Raw genomic sequence first — 19,784 nt, forward strand, 5'->3', positions numbered from 1 at the left:
AATAGATCAGGGTTAAATCATGATTAATTATCAGGGCAAAAATGTCGTTATTATTGGATTAGGTATTACCGGACTGTCTTGTATCGACTATTTTCTTGCTCAAGGAGTTATTCCTAAAGTAATAGATACTCGTTCATCACCATCAGGATTAGAACAATTAGATAAACGGATTGTTTATCATTTAGGTGGACTAAATATTGATTGGTTACTCGAAGCAGATTTAATTGTGGTTAGTCCAGGTATTGCATTATCTACACCAGAGTTACAAGAAGCTGCTGTAAAAGGTATAGAAATTATTGGTGATGTAGAACTTTTTTGTCGCGAAGTTAATCAAAAAGGTAATAAAAAGATTATTGCTATCACTGGTGCAAATGGTAAAACTACTGTTACTTCTTTAGTTGGTGAAGTAATTAAATCTGCAGGTATTAAAGTTGCTGTAGGAGGTAATATTGGTCAGCCAGCCTTAAAGTTATTAACTCAAGACTATGATGTTTATGTATTGGAATTATCTAGTTTTCAGTTAGAAACAACTTATAGTTTAAATGCAACAGTAGCGACAATTTTGAACATTTCAGAAGATCATATGGATCGATATCCACTAGGTTTAATGCAATATGCAAAAGCAAAACAACGAATCTATGTAAATGCCAAATATTGTATCATTAATCATGATGATAAATTGACTATTCCTACAGATAACTATAAAAATATAACTTCATTTGGTTTACAGAAAGGTGATTATCATTTAGATCCTCATTATGATTATTTGATCGCTCAAGAACAACCCGTATTAGCTACTAAAACATTAAAACTAATTGGTTGTCATAATTACCTTAATGCATTAGCGGCTTTAGCTATTGCAGATAAATTAATGATTTCTAGAGAGTCAAGTTTAGCAACTATTGCTACATTTCAAGGATTACCGCATCGTTTTGAATTAGTATTAGAAAAAAATGGTATAAAATGGATAAATGATTCTAAAGCAACTAATGTTGGTAGTACAGAAGCTGCTTTGAAAAGCATAATTTGTAAAGGTAAGTTATTTCTATTACTCGGTGGTAATGGTAAGTCAGCAGATTTTTCCCCTTTAATCCCTTATTTTCAAAATAGAAAACTCGAAATTTTTTGTTTTGGCAGAGATCGTCTACTACTTGCAAAATTAGCACCTTGCATTACAACTATTACAGAAACACTTACTGAAGCTATGCAAATTATTGCTAAAAAAGTCGTAACTAACGATGTAGTGTTACTTTCGCCTGCCTGTGCCAGTTTGGATCAGTTTAAAAATTATGTTGAGCGAGGGAATCAATTTGCTTTACTTGCTAAACAACTTACTTTAAGGAGTGAACAATGACACTCTTTTGGCTAAAAAAACAAGTTAATCCTCATATCCCGTTTGATAATCAATTGCTTTGGACAGTATTGGGATTAATGATATTTGGCTTAATAATGGTGACCTCAGCGTCAATGTCATTTAGTGAAAATAATCCTTTTTTCTATACTCAACGTGAATTAATACAAATTGGTATTTCACTTTTTCTAATGTTTATTACCTTATATATTCCAATACAACGTTGGCAACAGTTTGCAACCTTACTGTTAATAATTGCTATTATTATGTTAGTTGCCGTATTAGGTATAGGTTCCTCAATTAATGGAGCCGCACGTTGGATCCCATTAGGAGTTTTTAATTTCCAACCTGCAGAATTATCAAAGTTAGCGTTATTTTTATTTTTAGCAGGTTATTTGGCTCGGAAATCAGATGAAGTCAAAAATGGTTTTTGGGGGTTTTTTAAGCCTATGGTAGTTATGGCTATTCTTTCTATTTTATTACTCCTGCAACCAGATTTAGGTACAGTTATTGTTCTGTTTATGGTCACCATTGGTATTTTATTTATTGCTGGTGCTAAATTATGGCAGTTTATAGCTATATTGTTAGCTGGTTTTGCGGCCGTAATCACACTAATTTTATATGAGTCTTATCGTTTGACTAGATTATTAACATTTCTTGACCCATGGCAAGATGCTACAGGTTCCGGATATCAGTTAGTTGCTTCATTGATGGCTATAGGTAGTGGTGGGTTATCCGGTCAAGGTATGGGAAATTCGATCCTGAAGTTAGGTTATCTACCAGAATGCCATACCGACTTTATTTTTTCGATTATTTCTGAAGAATATGGATATATTGGAATTCTTGCCTTATTAGCTTTGCTATTTTTCCTAACTTTTAAAGCGTTAGCAATCGGTTATCGGGCTTTAAATGAAGGTTTACAATTTTCCGGTTATTTGGCATGTCAAATTGGTATTTGGTTTGGATTTCAAACCTTTGTTAATGTTGGTGTAACTTCAGGAATGTTACCAACCAAAGGATTAACATTACCATTCATTAGTTATGGTGGTTCAAGTTTAATTGTAATGAGTGTTGCAGTTGCCATTTTACTTAGAATAGATTTTGAATTTAGACAAAAGCAAGCACAAGCAAGAATAAGGTTAATAAAATAATGAAAAAATTATTAGTAATGGCGGGTGGTACAGGCGGCCATGTTTTTCCAGGTATTGCTGTTGCACATTATTTGATGAAACAAGGTTGGCAAGTTAGATGGCTTGGTACAGCCGATAGAATGGAAGCTCATTTGGTTCCTGATAATGGTATTGATATTGATTTTATTGAAATATCGGGTTTACGTGGTAAAGGTAAAATTGCTTTGTTAAAAGCACCGTATAAAATCTTAAAAGCAGTTTTACAAGCAAGGAAAATATTAAAATCTTATCGCCCAGATGTTGTTTTAGGTATGGGGGGTTATGTTTCGGGTCCAGGAGGGATTGCCGCAAAAACGCTTGGAATTCCAATCGTTTTACATGAACAAAATGGAGTTGCGGGTTTAACTAATAAATATATAGCAAAGATTGCTACAAAAGTATTACAAGCATTTCCAACAGCATTTCCTAGTGCTGAAGTGGTAGGTAATCCAGTCCGAGAAGATCTTTTAACTGTTACTGAACCAGAGCAAAGGTTTAAAGATCGACAAGGCCCAATAAGAATTTTAATCATGGGTGGAAGCCAAGGCGCAAAGGTTATTAATGATATTGTACCTCAAGTAATAACTAAGTTAGGCAATCAATATGTTGTATGGCATCAAACCGGTAAAGGAATGTTAACTTCGGTGCTGGACTCTTATAAAAATTGCGATATGAGTAATAATAAGGTAACCGAATTCATCTCCGATGTAGCTGAAGCATATAGTTGGGCTGATATAGTAATTTGTCGCAGTGGGGCATTAACAGTTAGTGAGATAGAAATAGTTGGCATAGCAGCTATTTTTGTTCCATTTATGCATAAAGATCGGCAACAATTTTGGAATGCAAAATCATTAGCCGATATTGGTGCAGCTAAAATTATAGAACAACCTGATTTTAATGTTGAATCATTGGAAAATCTATTAGTAAACTTAGATAGAAAACAATTAGCATTGATGGCAATCAAAGCTAAAAGTTTATCGATTAATAATTCAACTGAAAGGGTAGCAGAAATACTGGATTCAGTGATAAAATAATTAGTTTTTGACATAACTTTGTGTAATAATCTTGTCAAGATGTTTAAGGTTATCTATATGTTTTGGTAAATTATAAAACATTGTAAAGTAAAATTAATTTTATTAAATAACTAATAAAAAAGATAATTTTAAACAAGAACAGAAATTAAAGTAGAGGTTAGATAGTGAATACAAAGGAATTAGCTAAGATAAGAGCAATTATTCCCGAAATGAAACGTGTTAGACATATCCATTTTGTCGGTATTGGTGGGGCCGGAATGGGTGGTATTGCCGAAGTTCTAGCTAATGAAGGTTATGAAATTAGTGGTTCAGATATTGCTGAAAATGCGGTGACTCAGCATTTAGAAACCTTAGGAGCAAAAATTGTAATTGGTCACTCGGCTGAAAATATACAGAATTCAAGTGTCGTTGTTATTTCTTCTGCTATTTCCCAAGATAATATAGAAGTAATTGCCGCTCGAGAGGCACGTATCCCGGTAATTCAGCGCGCGGAAATGTTAGCTGAATTGATGCGTTTTCGCTATGGTATTGCTATTGCAGGGACACACGGTAAAACCACAACAACAGCTATGGTCACGGCTATTTATGCTGAAGCTAAGCTTGATCCAACTTTTGTTAATGGCGGTTTAGTTAAGGCAGCAGGTACTCATGCTCAATTAGGCACTAGTCGTTATTTTATTGCAGAAGCGGATGAAAGTGATGCATCATTTCTTCACTTACAACCAATGGTTTCTATTGTCACAAATATAGAACCTGACCATATGGATACATATCAAGGTAATGTAGAAAACCTTAAACAAACATTTATTTCCTTTTTACGTAATTTACCTTTTTATGGTTTAGCTGTTATGTGCTATGACGATCCAATTAATCGTGAGTTATTACCAATTGTGGGGCGAAAAGTAATTACTTATGGTTTTAGTGAAGAAGCGGATGTCATTATTAAAAATTATCGCCAAGAACGAGGTATTAGCTATTACACTGTTTCACGTCCAAACTATAAGGATTTAAATATAGAATTAAATGCTCCAGGTAAACATAATGCTTTAAATTCTGCGGCAGCAATTATTGCTGCTACTGAAGATGGAATTGATGATGAGTCAATTATTAATGCTTTGGCTAAATTTGCGGGTACGAGTCGCCGCTTTGACTTATTAGGATTTTTCCCTCATTTTAATGGTGGTGATATTATGATGGTTGATGATTATGGTCATCATCCTAGTGAAGTTAATGCTACTATTCAAGCTGCAAGAAATGGTTGGCCTGAACGGCGTTTAGTTATGCTTTTTCAACCACATAGATATACTAGGACACGAGATTTATTTGATGATTTTGCTCAAGTACTGTCCCAAGTTGATGCATTAGTAATGTTAGATGTTTATTCCGCTGGTGAACAAGCAATTACTGGCGCTGATAGTCGCTCTTTATGCCGTTCTATTCGTAATCGAGGTAAAGTTGATCCAATTTATATTTCTGATTTGGAACAACTACCTGAAATCATGAAAGAGATTTTGCAAGGTAATGATTTATTGTTGACGCAAGGAGCGGGAAGTGTCAGCCGTATAGCTCGTCAATTAGCTAATGCTCATTTGTTTTCAAAAGAGGAACTATAATGAAGGATAAAGTTGCTATTTTGTATGGTGGTACATCTGCTGAGCGTGAAGTATCGCTTAAATCTGGTAAAGCGGTATTGACAGGATTATTGGCAAATGATGTAGATGCACATCTTATAGATACTAAAGATCACCCGATAACAAATTTAAAAGAAGAAGGTTTTACAAAAGTTTTTGTAATTTTACATGGTAGAGGTGGTGAAGATGGTATTGTACAAGCAATCTTAACTTATCAAAATATTCCTTATACTGGCAGTGATGTTTTATCATCAGCACTTACTATGGACAAATTAAAAACGAAGCTAATTTGGAAAGCTCTTGGGTTACCTATTGCTGATTTTATTATGGTAGATAAAAATCAACATTACAATGTTGATTCAATTATTAACCAATTAGGGTTACCATTATTTGTTAAACCTAGTCATGAAGGATCAAGTGTTGGTATGACGCGAGTTAATAAAGCCGATGAGCTGCATGCTGCTATTGAGCTGGCTTTTAAATATGATAATAATGTAATGATTGAATCATTTCTAGCTGGTCCAGAATTTACTGTAGCTATTGTTGGTGAACAAGTGTTACCGTCGATTTTTATTAAACCAGCTGCTAATTTTTATGATTATGATGCTAAATATTTGTCGGATTCAACTCAGTATTTTTGTCCAAGTGGTTTACCTGATGATAAAGAACAACAAATTCGTAAATTAGCCTTAGATGCTTATAAAGCTGTCGGTTGTAGAGGTTGGGGGCGAGTAGATATTATGTTTGATGCTAATCAAGAACCATATTTACTTGAAGTTAATACAGCACCGGGTATGACAGATCATAGTTTGGTTCCAATGGCGGCAAAACAATATGGGTGGTCATTCAGTGAGCTGGTTAGTCGCATTTTAAATCTGGCAACAGTATAAATGGCTCTATTTATATGAGACAAGTTAGACAAGCAGCACAAAGACGAGAAGATAGAAACAGAAGACGGCTGCTTTTCTTTCGTAGTAAAGAACAATTAATGGGATTTTTGTTCTTTATTGCAATAACTTTAATTAGTATTTGGATTGTTAAGAGTGTAAAAAATTGGATGGATAATCCTGAACAAATGGTATTATCACAATTAATTTTAAATGGTGAACACACATTCACAACTGAAGATGATATACGTAATGCAATTTTAGGATTGGGATTACCTAATACTTATATAGGACAAGATGTTGACGACATACAGCAAGAAGTTTTGAGATTTCCATGGGTAAAACAAGCGAGTGTCCGTAAACAATGGCCTGATAGATTGATTGTTTATGTTGAAGAGTATAAACCTGCTTTTTATTGGAATGATCTATTTTTGCTTGATATAAATGGCAATGTGTTCAGTGTCCCACTAGATCGTATTGCTGAATTACAATTGCCAAGGCTTTATGGACCTGAAGGTAAAGCAAAAACTGTATTAGAAACGTATTATAAATTAAATGAGCTTTCTAAAAAATTAGCTAATAGTCAATTAGCGTTGCAGATTGAAGCTGCGCAGACTGATGAGCGTAATGCTTGGCAACTGATGGTAAAACAATGTATTGCTGGTTTTTGTATTGAAAATCAAGAAATAAAGTTAATGTTGGGAACAGAAGATATTGAACAACGTTATCAACAATTTATTAAATTATTTCCTGAAATTCAATCAAGAATGCCAGCGAATGAAAGAATAGCGGTAGCTGATTTACGTTATGAAAATGGTATTTCAGTACAAAGAGAAAAAATAATGCAGTAAGGAATGAATAAAGGCTGAAGTATGAAAGCAACAGAGAAAAAATTGGTTGTTGGTTTAGAGGTCGGTACATCTAAAGTACTAGCACTAGTTGGTGAGGTTTTGCCGGATGGTATTGTTAATATCATTGGGGTAGGTCATTGTCCATCCAAAGGTGTTGATAAAGGTGGTGTTAATGACCTTGAATCAGTCGTTAAATCTATCCAACGAGCGATTGATCAAGCTGAATTAATGGCTGATTGTCAAATTTCTTCTGTTTATTTAAGCCTTTCTGGGAAGCATATTCGTTGTCAAAATGAAATAGGGATGGTACCAATTTCAGAAGAAGAAGTTACTGTAGAAGATGTTGAGAATGTAGTGCATACAGCAAAATCAGTGCGGATTTTAGATGAACATCGTATCTTACATGTTATTGCTCAAGAATATTCAATTGATTTACAAGAAGGCATAAAAAATCCAATCGGTCTTTCTGGTGTGCGAATGAAAGCTAAAGTTCATTTAGTTACCTGCCACAATGATATGGCTAGAAATATTGTGAAAGCAGTTGAACGTTGTGGTTTAAAAGTAGATCAACTTATTTTTTCTGGACTAGCTTCTAGTGATGCAGTATTAACTGATGATGAAAAAGAACTTGGTGTGTGTGTGATCGATATGGGCGGGGGAACAATGGATGTTACCGTTTATACCGGTGGTGCTTTACGACATTCAGTGGTGATCCCATATGCCGGTAATGTAGTAACCAGTGATATTGCTTATGCATTTGGTGCGCCACCAATGGATGCTGAAAATATTAAAATTCGTTATGGCTGTGCAGTTGGTTCACTAATTGGTAAAGATGAGGTAATTGATGTACCAAGTGTTGGTGGTCGGCCATCACGATCTTTACAACGGCAAACACTTGCTGATGTAATTGAACCCCGTTATTCAGAATTATTGTCATTAGTACAAAAAGAATTGTTAACTTTGCAAGACGAACTAAAAAAACAAAATGTAAAATATCAATTAGCAGCAGGTATTGTGTTAACAGGTGGTGCCGCACAAATTAAAGGTATGGTAGAGTGTGCAGAAAAAGTTTTTCAAAATCAAGTGCGCGTGGGGCAGCCATTGAATATTTCAGGATTAACTGATTATGTGCAGAAGCCTTATTGTTCAACTGCTGTAGGTTTATTGCATTACGGAAAACAAAGTTTATTGAATGATGATGCTAAAGATAGTAGTAAATCATCATTTAAAGGGATAGCTAAACGTTTGACAGGATGGTTTAAAAAAGAATTTTAGCTAATATATTTCAAGAACTTCGTGGACATTGTGGACGGTTATCTGTACAATGTTCTAAGATCGTAAATTTGGAGATAAGTTATGTTTGAGCCTATGGTTGCAGATGATGAACCAGCAGCAGTCATTAAAGTTATTGGTGTCGGTGGCGGCGGTGGTAATGCGGTTGAGCATATGATTGCTGAGCATATTGAAGGTGTAGAGTTTTTTGCGGCAAATACAGATGCACAAGCATTAAAAAGAATTAAGGTTGGTCAAACTATCCAAATCGGTACTAATGTTACAAAAGGACTTGGTGCTGGTGCTAATCCAGAAGTGGGTAGGAATTCAGCTGAAGAAGATCGTGAAGTTATTCGCAGCGCGATTGAAGGGGCTGACATGGTATTTATTGCGGCAGGCATGGGAGGAGGTACAGGTACCGGAGCCGCCCCAGTTGTTGCAGAAATAGCCAAAGAATTAGGAATTTTGACTGTGGCAGTGGTGACTAAACCGTTTGGTTTCGAAGGTAAGAAACGTATGGCTTTTGCTGAGCAAGGTATTGCTGAATTAGCCAAGCATGTTGACTCACTTATCACAATCCCAAATGATAAATTATTAAAAGTGTTAGGTCGCGGTGTTAAATTATTAGATGCTTTTGCTGCAGCCAATGGAGTTTTAAAAGGTGCAGTACAAGGTATTGCAGAATTAATTACCAAGCCAGGGCATATTAATGTGGACTTTGCTGATGTAAGAACAGTGATGTCAGAAATGGGATATGCAATGATGGGTTCAGGTCGTGCCAGTGGAGATAATCGAGCCGAAGAAGCTGCTGAAATGGCAATTTCAAGTCCATTGCTTGAAGATATTGATTTATCTGGTGCTCGTGGTGTTTTAGTTAATGTTACCGCTGGTTTAGATCTTGGTTTAGAAGAGTTTGAAACTGTAGGTAGTACTGTACGAGCATTTGCTTCTGATAATGCAACTGTTGTTGTTGGTACAACTTTTGATCCAGACATGTCAGATGAAATTCGAGTTACAGTTGTTGCAACAGGTATTGGAATGGATAAACGCCCTGAGGCCAAAATTACTAAATCTGTTCCTCAAAATTCATTATTTAGCCAAAGTAATCCGATAGGACAGCAAGAAGAAAAATTGGCTAAAGTTGTGAACGAACAAGTTATATCTCCTCTTGAGGATAATAAGATTTTAGATATTCCTGCTTTTATCCGTAAGCAGGCAAATTAAGATTGAACTTATTTGAATTTTTATTGTCATATAACAATAGAAACAAATAATAAAGTAGGTGCAAAGTGAAACAAAGAACATTGAAAAAGACAATACAAGCAACTGGAGTTGGTTTGCATACCGGCAAAAAAGTTACTTTAACGTTGCGTCCTGCACCTGAAAATACAGGTGTTATATATCGTCGTACCGATTTAAATCCATGTATTGATTTTCCTGTCGATGCTAAATCTGTACGGGATACTATGCTTTGTACTTGTTTAGTTAATGAAGATAATGTTCGAATTTCGACTGTTGAACATATTAATTCTGCATTAGCTGGATTAGGTATTGATAATATTATTATTGAAGTTAACGCCCCAGAAATCCCGATTATGGATGGTAGTGCAAGTCCATTTGTTTATTTACTACTTGATGCAGGTATTACCGAACAAAATGCACTAAAAAAATTCATTCGGATTAAAGAAACTGTGCGTGTTGAAAATGGTGATAAATGGGCGGAAATTAGACCATATAGCGGTTTTAGATTGGATTTTACTATAGATTTTCATCATCCCGCTATTGATAATAGTTCGCAACGTTACCAACTCGATTTTTCGTCTGAATCTTTTATTCGTCAGATTAGCCGAGCAAGGACTTTTGGCTTTATGCGTGACATTGAAGCTTTACAGTCAAAAGGATTATGTTTAGGCGGTAGTTTGGATTGTGCTATCGTAGTAGACGATTATAAAGTATTGAACGAAGATGGTTTGCGTTTTGAAGATGAATTTGTACGTCATAAAATGCTTGATACTATTGGTGATTTATATATGAGTGGCCATAATATGATTGGTGAAGTGGTTTGCTATAAATCAGGTCATGCACTTAATAATCAGTTATTACAGGCATTATTAGCGAAACAAGATGCTTGGGAATTTGTAACATTTACAGAAGAACAAACAGTTCCTGTTGCTTTAAGTACTCAGCAGCTTGTATTAGCGTAAATTTTTTATTAAAGAAAATTTTTTTATAAACGCTTCCATTAATAATGGGAGCGTTTTTTATTTTATAATCACAGAGAGTAATATATGGATAAAAGTCATTTTTTTGCTCATTTATCACGCCTGAAGTTAATTAACCGTTGGCCTTTAATGCGTAACATTATAATTGAAAATGTGTCAGAACATAGTTTACAAGTCGCTTTTGTAGCACATGCCTTAGCAATTATAAAAAATAAACGTTTTAATGGGAAAGTAAATCCTGAAAGGATAGCTCTATTGGCTATGTATCATGATGCATCAGAAGTATTGACAGGGGATTTACCGACGCCGACCAAATATTATAATCCGCAAATAACCTCTGAATATAAAAAGATAGAAAAGATTGCTCAAAATAAACTTATCAATATGTTACCTAAAGAATTACAGGAAGATTTTAGAACATTAATTGATGATGATTTTTACACTGAAGATGAAAAAAATATTGTTAAACAAGCTGATGCATTATGTGCTTACCTAAAAACTATTGAAGAATTAAGTGCTGGTAATAAAGAATTCAAATTAGCGGAACAACGGTTAAAAAAGACATTATCAGAAAGATCTAGTTCCGAAATGGATTATTTTTTAGATGTATTTGTGCCAAGTTTTAGTTTGTCATTAGATGAAATTACAATGGATAAATAGTTTACTAGTTTATTTCTATAAGAAAAAAACAAAACTTAATATAGATGATCCTCTAAAAAAAGATAAAGTATCATCTATATCCAGTTAATTAATAACAATAATTAAAAACTAATTTTGGCAAGTGCGGTTATATAATTTGAGTTTCTCTTACTTTCACCAAAGTATTGATAATCAATATTAACATCAACCAAATTGTATTTATAGGTTATACCGCCACCAATATTGTATTGATTTTTGCTACGATTAGACGTGTTTGCGCTCATTTTAGATAAGCCATTAATACCATTAAAAGTAATATCACTATCAAATTCATCATCACTTAAAATAAATAAATAGCCTGTCTTGGCTCGAAATATTAATTGATTATCCTTATCTTGCCAAATCGAATAGTTAGCCATTAAATCGATTGGAATTAATAATGCCTCATTTGAAGCTTTTCCGTATTTAACTAAATCAATATTATTGTAACTTACATTATGTGCACTATTTTCAGTATTAACATAAGTTAAGCCAATAGTTGGTGTCAATGTTAATTGTTTTATATCTTTCCACTGGTAACCAACTGTTGCCCCAATATCCCAAGTATTGCTATGGAACTTTTCTTTAATTGGATTGTACCGATCGTTTGCTTTCAGATGATTTTTTCCATAAGAAAAACCCGCATAGGCAGAAGTAACAATGTTGGTTGGCCATTTATAGTTAGAATAAAGTTGGATTTGGTAATTTTTAATATCGGAATCGTTGGATGATGTTGCTTTATTTTTATAGTCACCAGATTCATAACCTATTGCAGAGCCGATTAATAAATTATCAATAACTTCTTTATCATAACCCATGATAAAACCGTTAGAAGTATATTTATAGCCAGAAATACCCTGATGATTGTCTGTATTTTCATAATGGTGAGTAAGGTTTATCCATAAATTATCATCATTCTCTGCTAATTTTTCGGTTTGGTAAAATTGTTGCATACGGTTATCTAAAGTTGATTTAGTATAGTTAAATGAATTAAGTGCTATTTCAGTTAAATGTAACCCGTGATTGTTATTATATATTCCGGCTAATGCGCGATTAAATTGTAGTGTGGTCCCTCGATTCTCCACAGCTAAATTACCACGTCCCATTGCACTTAATACATCCCAGTTTAAATCTCCTGCTAAAGATTTATCAGAAACCACGTTACCATTGTTTGTAGGGTTATAAAATGATTCATACGAAACTTTTGCTAAATTTTGGGCAAATCGTTTTGCTACATTTTTAGAACCGGTTCCTACTTGTTGATAATAACGAGAAATTTGACGATCAGCAGCTGCTTTTGTTTGTGACGCATTGGTAAAATCAGTAATATTACTAGCATTAACAAATTTTAGCTCATTACCAGTTAGTTTAAAATTCAGATCGCCATATATATTTTGAATAAGCGATTTAGTTTCACCATTTTTAATATTAGCAATTTTTAATGAATTATTTGCTGATAATACAGAGGTATTAGCTTCGGTTTCTGTATATTTAAGCCCTTTTTTGATAAAGTCATCAGTACCTGTAAATTTGGCAGAAGATTTGACATTGATATTATCACCATTAATATTATTTATCTGTTGTGAGTCAGAGATACCAAAACTAATAATTCCTTCGATATTTAATTGCGATGTCTTGTTCGCTTGATCTCCAATATTCAGTGAGCCCTTAGTGGATTCAATAGTGGCATTTTTGCCAACATTCAACTGTCCATCTGACGCGAGTTTAACAAAGCCATTACCTCGGCTGGCACTTAATATACCTTGTTGTATCACATTAAAATTACCACCGTTGCTAACATCAACGGTACCACCACGCATGATTATCATTTTTCCTGTTTTACCTACCAACACAGATGACCTGTTGATGTCATTATTCGTTGTTTCTAATATGGTTTTTGCTCCAATAATCTCAATATCACCACCTGTTAAGTTAAAACTACGGGTAATTAGTTTAGCTGGTGCTAATGTAGTTCCTGCTAAATGGTTATCACCACTACGGATATTGGTATCGCCGTCTACCTTAACAGTAGTTTTACCACTAGTATTTGCTCCGGTACCCATGACATTACCTGCTAAAATCATGAGTCCACCTCTTTTTTTATCTGCGCCTAATTCGACATTAATATCACCCGTAACATGGACATTAATGTCATGATTAATAGGATCATATGGATAGTCTTTATGCAAACCAAGATATTGAGTAAAGAATTTTGTATCAAATTTACCTATCCAAGTATCATTATAAATTTGAAAATTGCCATTAATATTCATGTTAATATCTCCTGCGGCAACTGACGGCGTTTCAGTGTCGGTTTTACCACTAAAGCCCAAGTGGAAAGATCCTTCACTATTAACGGTCAGACCGTCAGAAACGTTAATATTAACAGGAGTTGAATTACTATTGGTTAAAAAGTAGCGTTCACTAAATTGATTAAAAGGTAAGGTGACATTTGAAGTAGCATCATAGTTTTTCGCGTGTACATAATTAGTACATAAAGCACTTATTATTAATAAAGTAACGGATTTTAATTTCATTTTATTATCTTTTATGTGGTTTTAGGTAATAAGATAATATCTAATTAATAATGATAATCAATACTATTTTAAAGAATGTTAATATAGTTTTTTTAACTATATGTTTCTTATAATAAATTATAATGAATTAGCCTATAGGTTAGATTAGTAATAAAGATCTATTAATAAATACTAACATTTAATAAATGAGATTAATCGTTAGCTTTATTTGGATAAATATAACGCTTTACAGGTCTACCTACTGCTAAATAAGTTAAATAGCTTTCAAGTTCCCCAAGATCTTCTAAGTAATCCAAATATTTTTTTAATGAAATACGTGATAGTGGAATTAATTCAACAATATCACTCATTGAAAAATCACTTTGACACTTAATTATAGCGTCACGAACAGTTTGTAAGGTTTGTATATCAATACCTTTTGGTAAACCTTTATTATTACTTACTGGTTTGGCAAAGATTCGATCATCTAGTTGATGTTGATTCAAGATTTTTGATGATGACAATAAACGTATGCGTTCTTGGTAGGTAATTAATGCAGTACGTAATCTATCGAAAGTAAATGGCTTTACAATATAATCAATCACTCCTAAACGTAAAGCTGTTTGAATTTCATTAGTGTTACAAGCAGCAGTAACCATAATAATATCAATTTTTGGATAACTAATACGAATATGCTGTAATAATTCAAGACCATTTAATTTTGGCATAAAAACATCAAGTAATATTAAATCAACATGATTATCATGTATAAAATGTAATGCTTGTTCTCCTTCACCAACATTAGCAATTAAATTAAATCCAGATATCATCTGCAAGTATTTTTTATTTAATTCAGCTACCATTGGATCATCTTCAACAATCAATACATCAATCATGACATACTTTCTCTCGATAAAGTTCTTTAAGTGGTAATGATACTTTAAAACAGGTACCTTTTTTATTATTCAGATCACACAATTGAATATGGCCATCAAGTTCATCAATACTAGCTAAAACTAAATATAATCCAATTCCACGATTATCCCCTTTAGTCGAATAACCTTTTTGGAAAATAAGTTGTATATCTGATGCTGAAATTCCTTCTCCATTATCATTAATTTCAATTTGAAAAATATCTTTATTAACTGTTAAACGAACATCGATCTGTTTATCATCTAAAAATTGTACCGCATCTAAGCCATTATCAATTAAGTTTCCAAGGATTGTGATTAAACCATGTATAACCGAAGTATCAGAAATTTGTGCTAATACTCCATCAATTTTAAATGATAAAGAAACCCCTAATTCTCTTGCACGACTAAATTTACTATTTAAAAAACCGGCAATAATAGGATCTTTGATGGATTGGCTAATTTGACCTGATTCCGCTTGCTTATTACCAATTATTTCTTCAAGATAATTTATTAGCTCTTGTTTATTATCGTTAAAAGCTAAACCATAAATCACATGAAGTTTATTATTAAATTCATGTGATTGAGAACGCAATGCATCGGCATAACGATTAACACCTGTAAGATTTTCTGCCAATTGTCGGATTTCTGTCATATCTCTAAATGAAGCAATAGCGCCAACTAATGACTCATTGACAAATAAAGGAATTCGATTAGTTAAGATGACAACGCCATTAATATTTTGTTCACAATCATGTTCGGCAATGCCTGTCACCATTACTTCATATAAACGTGTGTTTGGAATAATATCATCAATTAATTTACCAATTATATTTTTTTTACTATTATCAATCCGCAAAATTCGCATTGCTTCATCATTAATTTGGGTAACAGAACCATCACGATTAATTACAACAATACCTTCTTTTACAGTTTTTATTATTGCATCTCTTTCTGCAAATAATTGTGCTATTTCAATGGGTTCTAATCCATATAATATTTTCTTTATATTACGTGATAATAGATAGGCTAAAATAATTGCTACTGCTAAGGATGCAAATAATGATAACCATATTGGTTTACTTGTTCTTGAAGCAATATGATCAATTTTTTGTAATGTTTGACCGACTAATACGGCACCTATTTGTTGATGTTCGCTATTAAAAATGGGAGTAAATGCTCGGATAGCATCACCTAAAGTCCCTTTTGCGATAGAGATATAAGACTCTCCTTTTAATGCTCGTTGTTCATCACCACCAACTATCAAGTGTCCAATTTTTTGTTTATCAGGATGAGAATATCTTACTCCTTGCATATTAAAAATTACAATAAAGTCTACTTGCGAGAGTACTCTTACTTGTTCTGTATTATTCTGAATTAATTCTATATTTTGGGGAGTGGGATTTTGGATTTTATCGATAATGCTACTAGATGTTGAAATAATATTAGCAACATTTTCAACACGTTGACGAGATTGATTAAAAAACTCATTATTAACAATATGAATGATATAAATATTTTGAGCAATAACTGACAATATAAACACTAAGCAAATTAAACTAATTAATTTAGTTTTTAGGGTTAGTCGATTAAAAAAATATTTCATCTTCGTCACTACTGTTATAACTCTGGTAGATACCATTATCTTAACGTATAAATACAAAAACCTACTAATAATCAATTTTATTAGTAGGTTGTTAACATAATTTAGTTAAGCTAATTATTTGTGAGCTGCATTTTTTACGCTTTCGGCTACAACTTTAGCAACATTGGATTCAAAAGCATTAGGTAAAATACAATCAACTGAAAGTTTGTCTTTAGTAATAATGTTGGCTAAACCTTTAGCTGCAGCTAACTGCATGGCTAAATTGATATTTTTGGCCCTAGCATCTAAAGCACCTCTAAAAATTCCAGGAAAGGCTAATACATTATTGATTTGATTTGGATAATCACTACGGCCAGTACCAACAATATAAGCACCAGCAGCTTTAGCCTCATCGGGAAAGATTTCAGGTGTAGGATTTGCCATGGCAAAAATGATAGATTTTTCAGCCATGGTTTTAACCCATTCAGGTTTTAAAACCCCAGGTGCTGATACACCAATAAACACATCGGCACCTTTTATCGCATCTTGTAATGTTCCTTTTTGTTTTTCGCGATTAGTTCGCTTAGCCATTGCTAAATGATGAGCGGGTAATGAATGATCATCTTCAGATAAAATACCTATTTTATCAACAATCTTTAAATGAGTAACACCAGCAGCAAGCAACATATCGGCAATTGCTAGGCCAGCAGCTCCGCCACCATTAATAACAATTTTTGCAGACTCTTTGCTTTTACCAGCTACTTTTAAAGCATTGTATAAGGCAGCTAATACTACAATAGCAGTACCATGTTGATCATCATGAAATACTGGAATATCTAATATTTCTTGTAATCGTTTTTCTATTTCAAAGCAGCGAGGTGCGCTAATATCTTCTAAATTAATTCCTCCAAAAGAGGGTGCTAATGCTGCAATATGTTTAACTAATTCATCGGGATCTTGAGTATTGAGTGATAGCGGAATGGCATCAACATTAGCAAACTGTTTAAATAAAATTGCTTTGCCTTCCATTACAGGTATTGCGGCTTCCGGTCCAATATTACCAAGTCCTAATACTGCTGAACCATCTGTAATAACAGCTACTAAATTATGTTTACTGGTATACTCATATACTGATTCTGGGTGTTTAGCAATTTCTGTACAAACTGCGGCAACACCAGGAGTATAAGCAACGCTGAGATCTGCCATTGATTTAACTGGAACTTTTGATTGTATTTCAAATTTACCATGCATTTGTTTACTAATTGCTAAAGCTTTTTCTTGGACAGTTGTCATAATTATTACCTTTTAATTACGATTAATAGATATTGGTATTTTATGCTGTTAACTATTTATAGCTAAATAACATTACACTTCTCAAATTAATACATTGAACTTACTTTATTTATTATTGGTAATTTATCTGTTATTACATATGTAAATAACGTAATAGGGCAGTGGTACAGATAACCATTAAAGCTCCTCCTAATCTAGTTGCTACTTGAGCAAAAGGCATTAAATTCATTCTGTTTGCTGTAGATAGAATGGCAACGTCACCTGTTCCGCCCATTCCACTTTGGCATGATGAAATAATTGATGCCTCAACCGGATACATTTTAAGGAAGAAGCTACAGACAAAACCAGTCATTGAAACAGTTAAAACTACAGATATTATGGTAACAAAATAGGATAAAGTTAATACATTAACAACACTACCTAAGTCAATATACAACAAACCTAATCCAGCCATTAATGGGAAAGTGAAATTACCCGAAATAAATTTATACCATTGCTGACTACCTCGTTCAACACTTTCAGGTAACACTCTAAAATATTTAACGACGGCTGTAGCGATAATCATTAACACAGGTCCAGGAAAATGAGTGAATTTTTCTAATATCATACCGAAAATAAATAGTGTCGCTAATATCAAAACTGCTCCACTCATAGCTTTAGCATCAAGCGGAGTTTTATCTTCTTTGATTGCTTCAGCTAATCCTTCAAACTCTATTTTTACTAATTGACCATGACCACTTAAAGAAGGTTTAACCTCACCTATACGACTCATAATTGCAGTAAAGGTAATAGCAAAAAAGTTACCCACTACGGTAGCGGGGATTAAGGCACTAACAAAGGTATCATAATTTTGATTAAGGATATTACTATAAGCATTTGATAGTTGTAGTACTCCTTCACCAATACCACCTGCCATTACCGGAGAAACAGTGTAAAAAAATGCATGTTCCCAAGTATCACCAAATGCTACAGCTACCCCAACACCAACTAAAGCTGCTAAGCACATTCCTAATAACATAGGGATCATCATCCGAATAAAACCTTGTACTAAAATAATACGATGCATTCCAAGAATGCTACCACAGACTAAACTAGCAATATAAAACAGTAAAAAATTTGAATCTTTCATTAACATTTTAGCTGCAGCTAATGTGTTTGCATCAAATACACCATAATAAACTAGCAAAGATGGAATAATTAACGACAAAATAGCTGGTGCACCAAATTTTTTGAAAAAAGGAATATTTTGACCAATAGTACCTAACAACCAACCCAAAGGTAAAATAACTGCAAAACCACCAATTAATGTTTTTGGTAGCATATCGAGTTGAGCAGCAATGATAATAACAATAGAACAAACAATAAAAATAGGTAGAGGTAAAGATCCTATATACATTTTATTTTCTTTTAAACTTTGCATTATGCTCATAAATAAACCTCAAGATAGTTAAATTATTAGTTACAACTATATTTAGTATAAATAGCAATCAAAAAAGCAAAAGAATAGGAAAGTAAACTAACTAGTTATGTAATTAATGTAAGTGAAGAGAATAGTAATTTTATTTTAAGGTGACATAAAAACTTTGATAACGTACACTAAGTAAGCTATCAATCTATTTAATGTATAATTCTTATTATAAATTAAATTGTTATATAATCATTTTTTTTTAAACACTCTTGTCCCTGACGACTAAGTAGAAAGTCAATAAATAATTTTGATTGAGGATGCGGATGATTAAGTAATGCAATACTGTAGTCAATTGCAGGGTTAAGATCGGTAGGTAATTCAATAATTGCTAATTGTGAATTTTGCAAAATTTTAGATGCATAATTTGCATAACCAATATAAACATCTACCGTATTATTTAATAAATAATATTCTGCAGGAAGGGTTCCTATTGGTGTTGAAGAAGTTAATGAACCACCAACTAGTTGTTTAGCTCTATTTTTTAATTGTTTCCCCATACCTTTATGATGGGTATCAATCTTATCAAACAAGGCAAATGTATAATCACCAGATGGATCTTTTTTAGGCGTAGACATTCCAATACGAGTATCTGGGTTTAGCAATAGTGTTAAAGCATCGCTTGCTGTCCATTGAGGTTGATTACGTACCGTTAAACACAAGCGATTATGTGCAAAAACATGGTGTGATCTAGCTAATCCTTTAGCCACTAAATTTTGTGGATGAGCAGTATTTGCCGAAGCAAATAAGTGGGCAAATGGATGTGCTGTTTCTTGTATGATCTTTTCGCATAATAATCCAGCTGGAGCAAATTGAATGTTGATTTCTGTTGAATAAATTAGGGTAAATAGTTTTGTTATTTCAGGAAAAACAATTCGTAAACTACCAGCGGCATAAATATTGAGTTGATTTTTCATAA

General features: G+C 33.3%; 16 protein-coding genes. 10 read left to right on the forward strand and 6 right to left on the reverse strand.

All coding sequences use genetic code 11. The annotated features are described in order from the left end of the window. Positions 1 to 19: 19 nt before the first annotated feature. From murD to yfbR, 10 genes are all read left to right on the forward strand, one after another. Positions 20 to 1,354 (forward strand): UDP-N-acetylmuramoyl-L-alanine--D-glutamate ligase, encoded by a 1,335-nt coding sequence (gene murD, locus A9G13_RS05040; RefSeq protein WP_065556523.1) that lies wholly within the window; start codon positions 20 to 22, stop codon positions 1,352 to 1,354. Then, on the forward strand, positions 1,351 to 2,502 hold the full coding sequence (ftsW, locus tag A9G13_RS05045) for a cell division protein FtsW (RefSeq protein WP_065556524.1): 1,152 nt from the start codon (positions 1,351 to 1,353) through the stop codon (positions 2,500 to 2,502). The genes murD and ftsW overlap by 4 nt, the downstream gene beginning before the upstream one ends. Further along, positions 2,502 to 3,554: an undecaprenyldiphospho-muramoylpentapeptide beta-N-acetylglucosaminyltransferase gene (gene murG, locus A9G13_RS05050; RefSeq protein WP_065556525.1), complete on the forward strand. Its 1,053-nt coding sequence runs from the start codon at positions 2,502 to 2,504 to the stop codon at positions 3,552 to 3,554. Before ftsW ends, murG begins: the two co-directional genes overlap by 1 nt. 164 nt (positions 3,555 to 3,718) lie before the next feature. After that, positions 3,719 to 5,167 carry a UDP-N-acetylmuramate--L-alanine ligase gene (gene murC, locus A9G13_RS05055; protein WP_065556526.1) on the forward strand — a complete coding sequence of 483 codons (1,449 nt, stop codon included), beginning with the start codon at positions 3,719 to 3,721 and terminating at the stop codon, positions 5,165 to 5,167. Further along, complete coding sequence (locus A9G13_RS05060) at positions 5,167 to 6,075, forward strand: D-alanine--D-alanine ligase (protein WP_065556527.1); 909 nt, start codon at positions 5,167 to 5,169, stop codon at positions 6,073 to 6,075. The genes murC and A9G13_RS05060 overlap by 1 nt, the downstream gene beginning before the upstream one ends. A gap of 14 nt (positions 6,076 to 6,089) precedes the next feature. Continuing rightward, on the forward strand, positions 6,090 to 6,923 hold the full coding sequence (locus A9G13_RS05065) for an FtsQ-type POTRA domain-containing protein (protein WP_081301168.1): 834 nt from the start codon (positions 6,090 to 6,092) through the stop codon (positions 6,921 to 6,923). 21 nt (positions 6,924 to 6,944) lie between these two features. Next, positions 6,945 to 8,198, forward strand: a complete 1,254-nt coding sequence (ftsA, locus tag A9G13_RS05070) for a cell division protein FtsA (RefSeq protein WP_065556528.1) — start codon at positions 6,945 to 6,947, stop codon at positions 8,196 to 8,198. A gap of 81 nt (positions 8,199 to 8,279) precedes the next feature. Further along, on the forward strand, positions 8,280 to 9,419 hold the full coding sequence (ftsZ, locus tag A9G13_RS05075) for a cell division protein FtsZ (protein WP_065556529.1): 1,140 nt from the start codon (positions 8,280 to 8,282) through the stop codon (positions 9,417 to 9,419). Positions 9,420 to 9,484: 65 nt separating this feature from the next. Further along, on the forward strand, positions 9,485 to 10,399 hold the full coding sequence (gene lpxC / locus A9G13_RS05080; RefSeq protein WP_065556530.1) for a UDP-3-O-acyl-N-acetylglucosamine deacetylase: 915 nt from the start codon (positions 9,485 to 9,487) through the stop codon (positions 10,397 to 10,399). Positions 10,400 to 10,483: 84 nt separating this feature from the next. After that, positions 10,484 to 11,077 (forward strand): 5'-deoxynucleotidase, encoded by a 594-nt coding sequence (yfbR, locus tag A9G13_RS05085; RefSeq protein ID WP_065556531.1) that lies wholly within the window; start codon positions 10,484 to 10,486, stop codon positions 11,075 to 11,077. Between the two features lie 101 nt (positions 11,078 to 11,178). Here the strand turns inward: yfbR and A9G13_RS05090 are convergent, their stop codons facing one another. The 6 genes from A9G13_RS05090 to A9G13_RS05115 all read right to left on the reverse strand — a co-directional run bounded on the left by A9G13_RS05090 (position 11,179) and on the right by A9G13_RS05115 (position 19,782). Beyond that, positions 11,179 to 13,632, reverse strand: coding sequence for an autotransporter family protein (locus tag A9G13_RS05090; protein WP_065556532.1), 2,454 nt, complete (start codon positions 13,630 to 13,632; stop codon positions 11,179 to 11,181). Between the two features lie 191 nt (positions 13,633 to 13,823). Further along, positions 13,824 to 14,507 carry a response regulator gene (locus A9G13_RS05095; RefSeq protein ID WP_065556533.1) on the reverse strand — a complete coding sequence of 228 codons (684 nt, stop codon included), beginning with the start codon at positions 14,505 to 14,507 and terminating at the stop codon, positions 13,824 to 13,826. Next, positions 14,500 to 16,128, reverse strand: coding sequence for a DcuS/MalK family sensor histidine kinase (dcuS, locus tag A9G13_RS05100; RefSeq protein ID WP_065556534.1), 1,629 nt, complete (start codon positions 16,126 to 16,128; stop codon positions 14,500 to 14,502). Before dcuS ends, A9G13_RS05095 begins: the two co-directional genes overlap by 8 nt. A 114-nt stretch (positions 16,129 to 16,242) precedes the next feature. Then, a complete protein-coding gene (locus tag A9G13_RS05105) occupies positions 16,243 to 17,400 on the reverse strand; it encodes an NAD(P)-dependent malic enzyme (RefSeq protein WP_065556535.1) in 1,158 nt (385 codons plus the stop codon). 133 nt (positions 17,401 to 17,533) lie between these two features. Next, positions 17,534 to 18,829, reverse strand: coding sequence for a 2-hydroxycarboxylate transporter family protein (locus A9G13_RS05110; RefSeq protein WP_218059160.1), 1,296 nt, complete (start codon positions 18,827 to 18,829; stop codon positions 17,534 to 17,536). Between the two features lie 212 nt (positions 18,830 to 19,041). Next, complete coding sequence (locus A9G13_RS05115) at positions 19,042 to 19,782, reverse strand: substrate-binding domain-containing protein (protein ID WP_065556536.1); 741 nt, start codon at positions 19,780 to 19,782, stop codon at positions 19,042 to 19,044. Positions 19,783 to 19,784: the final 2 nt, after the last annotated feature.

The organism is Gilliamella sp. wkB178, from assembly GCF_001690705.1.
Lineage (GTDB): Bacteria > Pseudomonadota > Gammaproteobacteria > Enterobacterales > Orbaceae > Gilliamella > Gilliamella apicola_K.

Coding starts and splice junctions, on each gene's coding strand:
- murG (WP_065556525.1), top strand. CDS start 2,502: ATGAAAAAATTATTAGTAATGGCGGGTGGTACAGGCGGCCATGTTTTT.
- ftsW (WP_065556524.1), top strand. CDS start 1,351: ATGACACTCTTTTGGCTAAAAAAACAAGTTAATCCTCATATCCCGTTT.
- dcuS (WP_065556534.1), bottom strand. CDS start 16,128: ATGAAATATTTTTTTAATCGACTAACCCTAAAAACTAAATTAATTAGT.
- A9G13_RS05090 (WP_065556532.1), bottom strand. CDS start 13,632: ATGAAATTAAAATCCGTTACTTTATTAATAATAAGTGCTTTATGTACT.
- ftsA (WP_065556528.1), top strand. CDS start 6,945: ATGAAAGCAACAGAGAAAAAATTGGTTGTTGGTTTAGAGGTCGGTACA.
- A9G13_RS05105 (WP_065556535.1), bottom strand. CDS start 17,400: ATGACAACTGTCCAAGAAAAAGCTTTAGCAATTAGTAAACAAATGCAT.
- A9G13_RS05110 (WP_218059160.1), bottom strand. CDS start 18,829: ATGAGCATAATGCAAAGTTTAAAAGAAAATAAAATGTATATAGGATCT.
- A9G13_RS05060 (WP_065556527.1), top strand. CDS start 5,167: ATGAAGGATAAAGTTGCTATTTTGTATGGTGGTACATCTGCTGAGCGT.
- A9G13_RS05115 (WP_065556536.1), bottom strand. CDS start 19,782: ATGAAAAATCAACTCAATATTTATGCCGCTGGTAGTTTACGAATTGTT.
- A9G13_RS05095 (WP_065556533.1), bottom strand. CDS start 14,507: ATGATTGATGTATTGATTGTTGAAGATGATCCAATGGTAGCTGAATTA.
- yfbR (WP_065556531.1), top strand. CDS start 10,484: ATGGATAAAAGTCATTTTTTTGCTCATTTATCACGCCTGAAGTTAATT.
- murD (WP_065556523.1), top strand. CDS start 20: ATGATTAATTATCAGGGCAAAAATGTCGTTATTATTGGATTAGGTATT.
- ftsZ (WP_065556529.1), top strand. CDS start 8,280: ATGTTTGAGCCTATGGTTGCAGATGATGAACCAGCAGCAGTCATTAAA.
- A9G13_RS05065 (WP_081301168.1), top strand. CDS start 6,090: ATGAGACAAGTTAGACAAGCAGCACAAAGACGAGAAGATAGAAACAGA.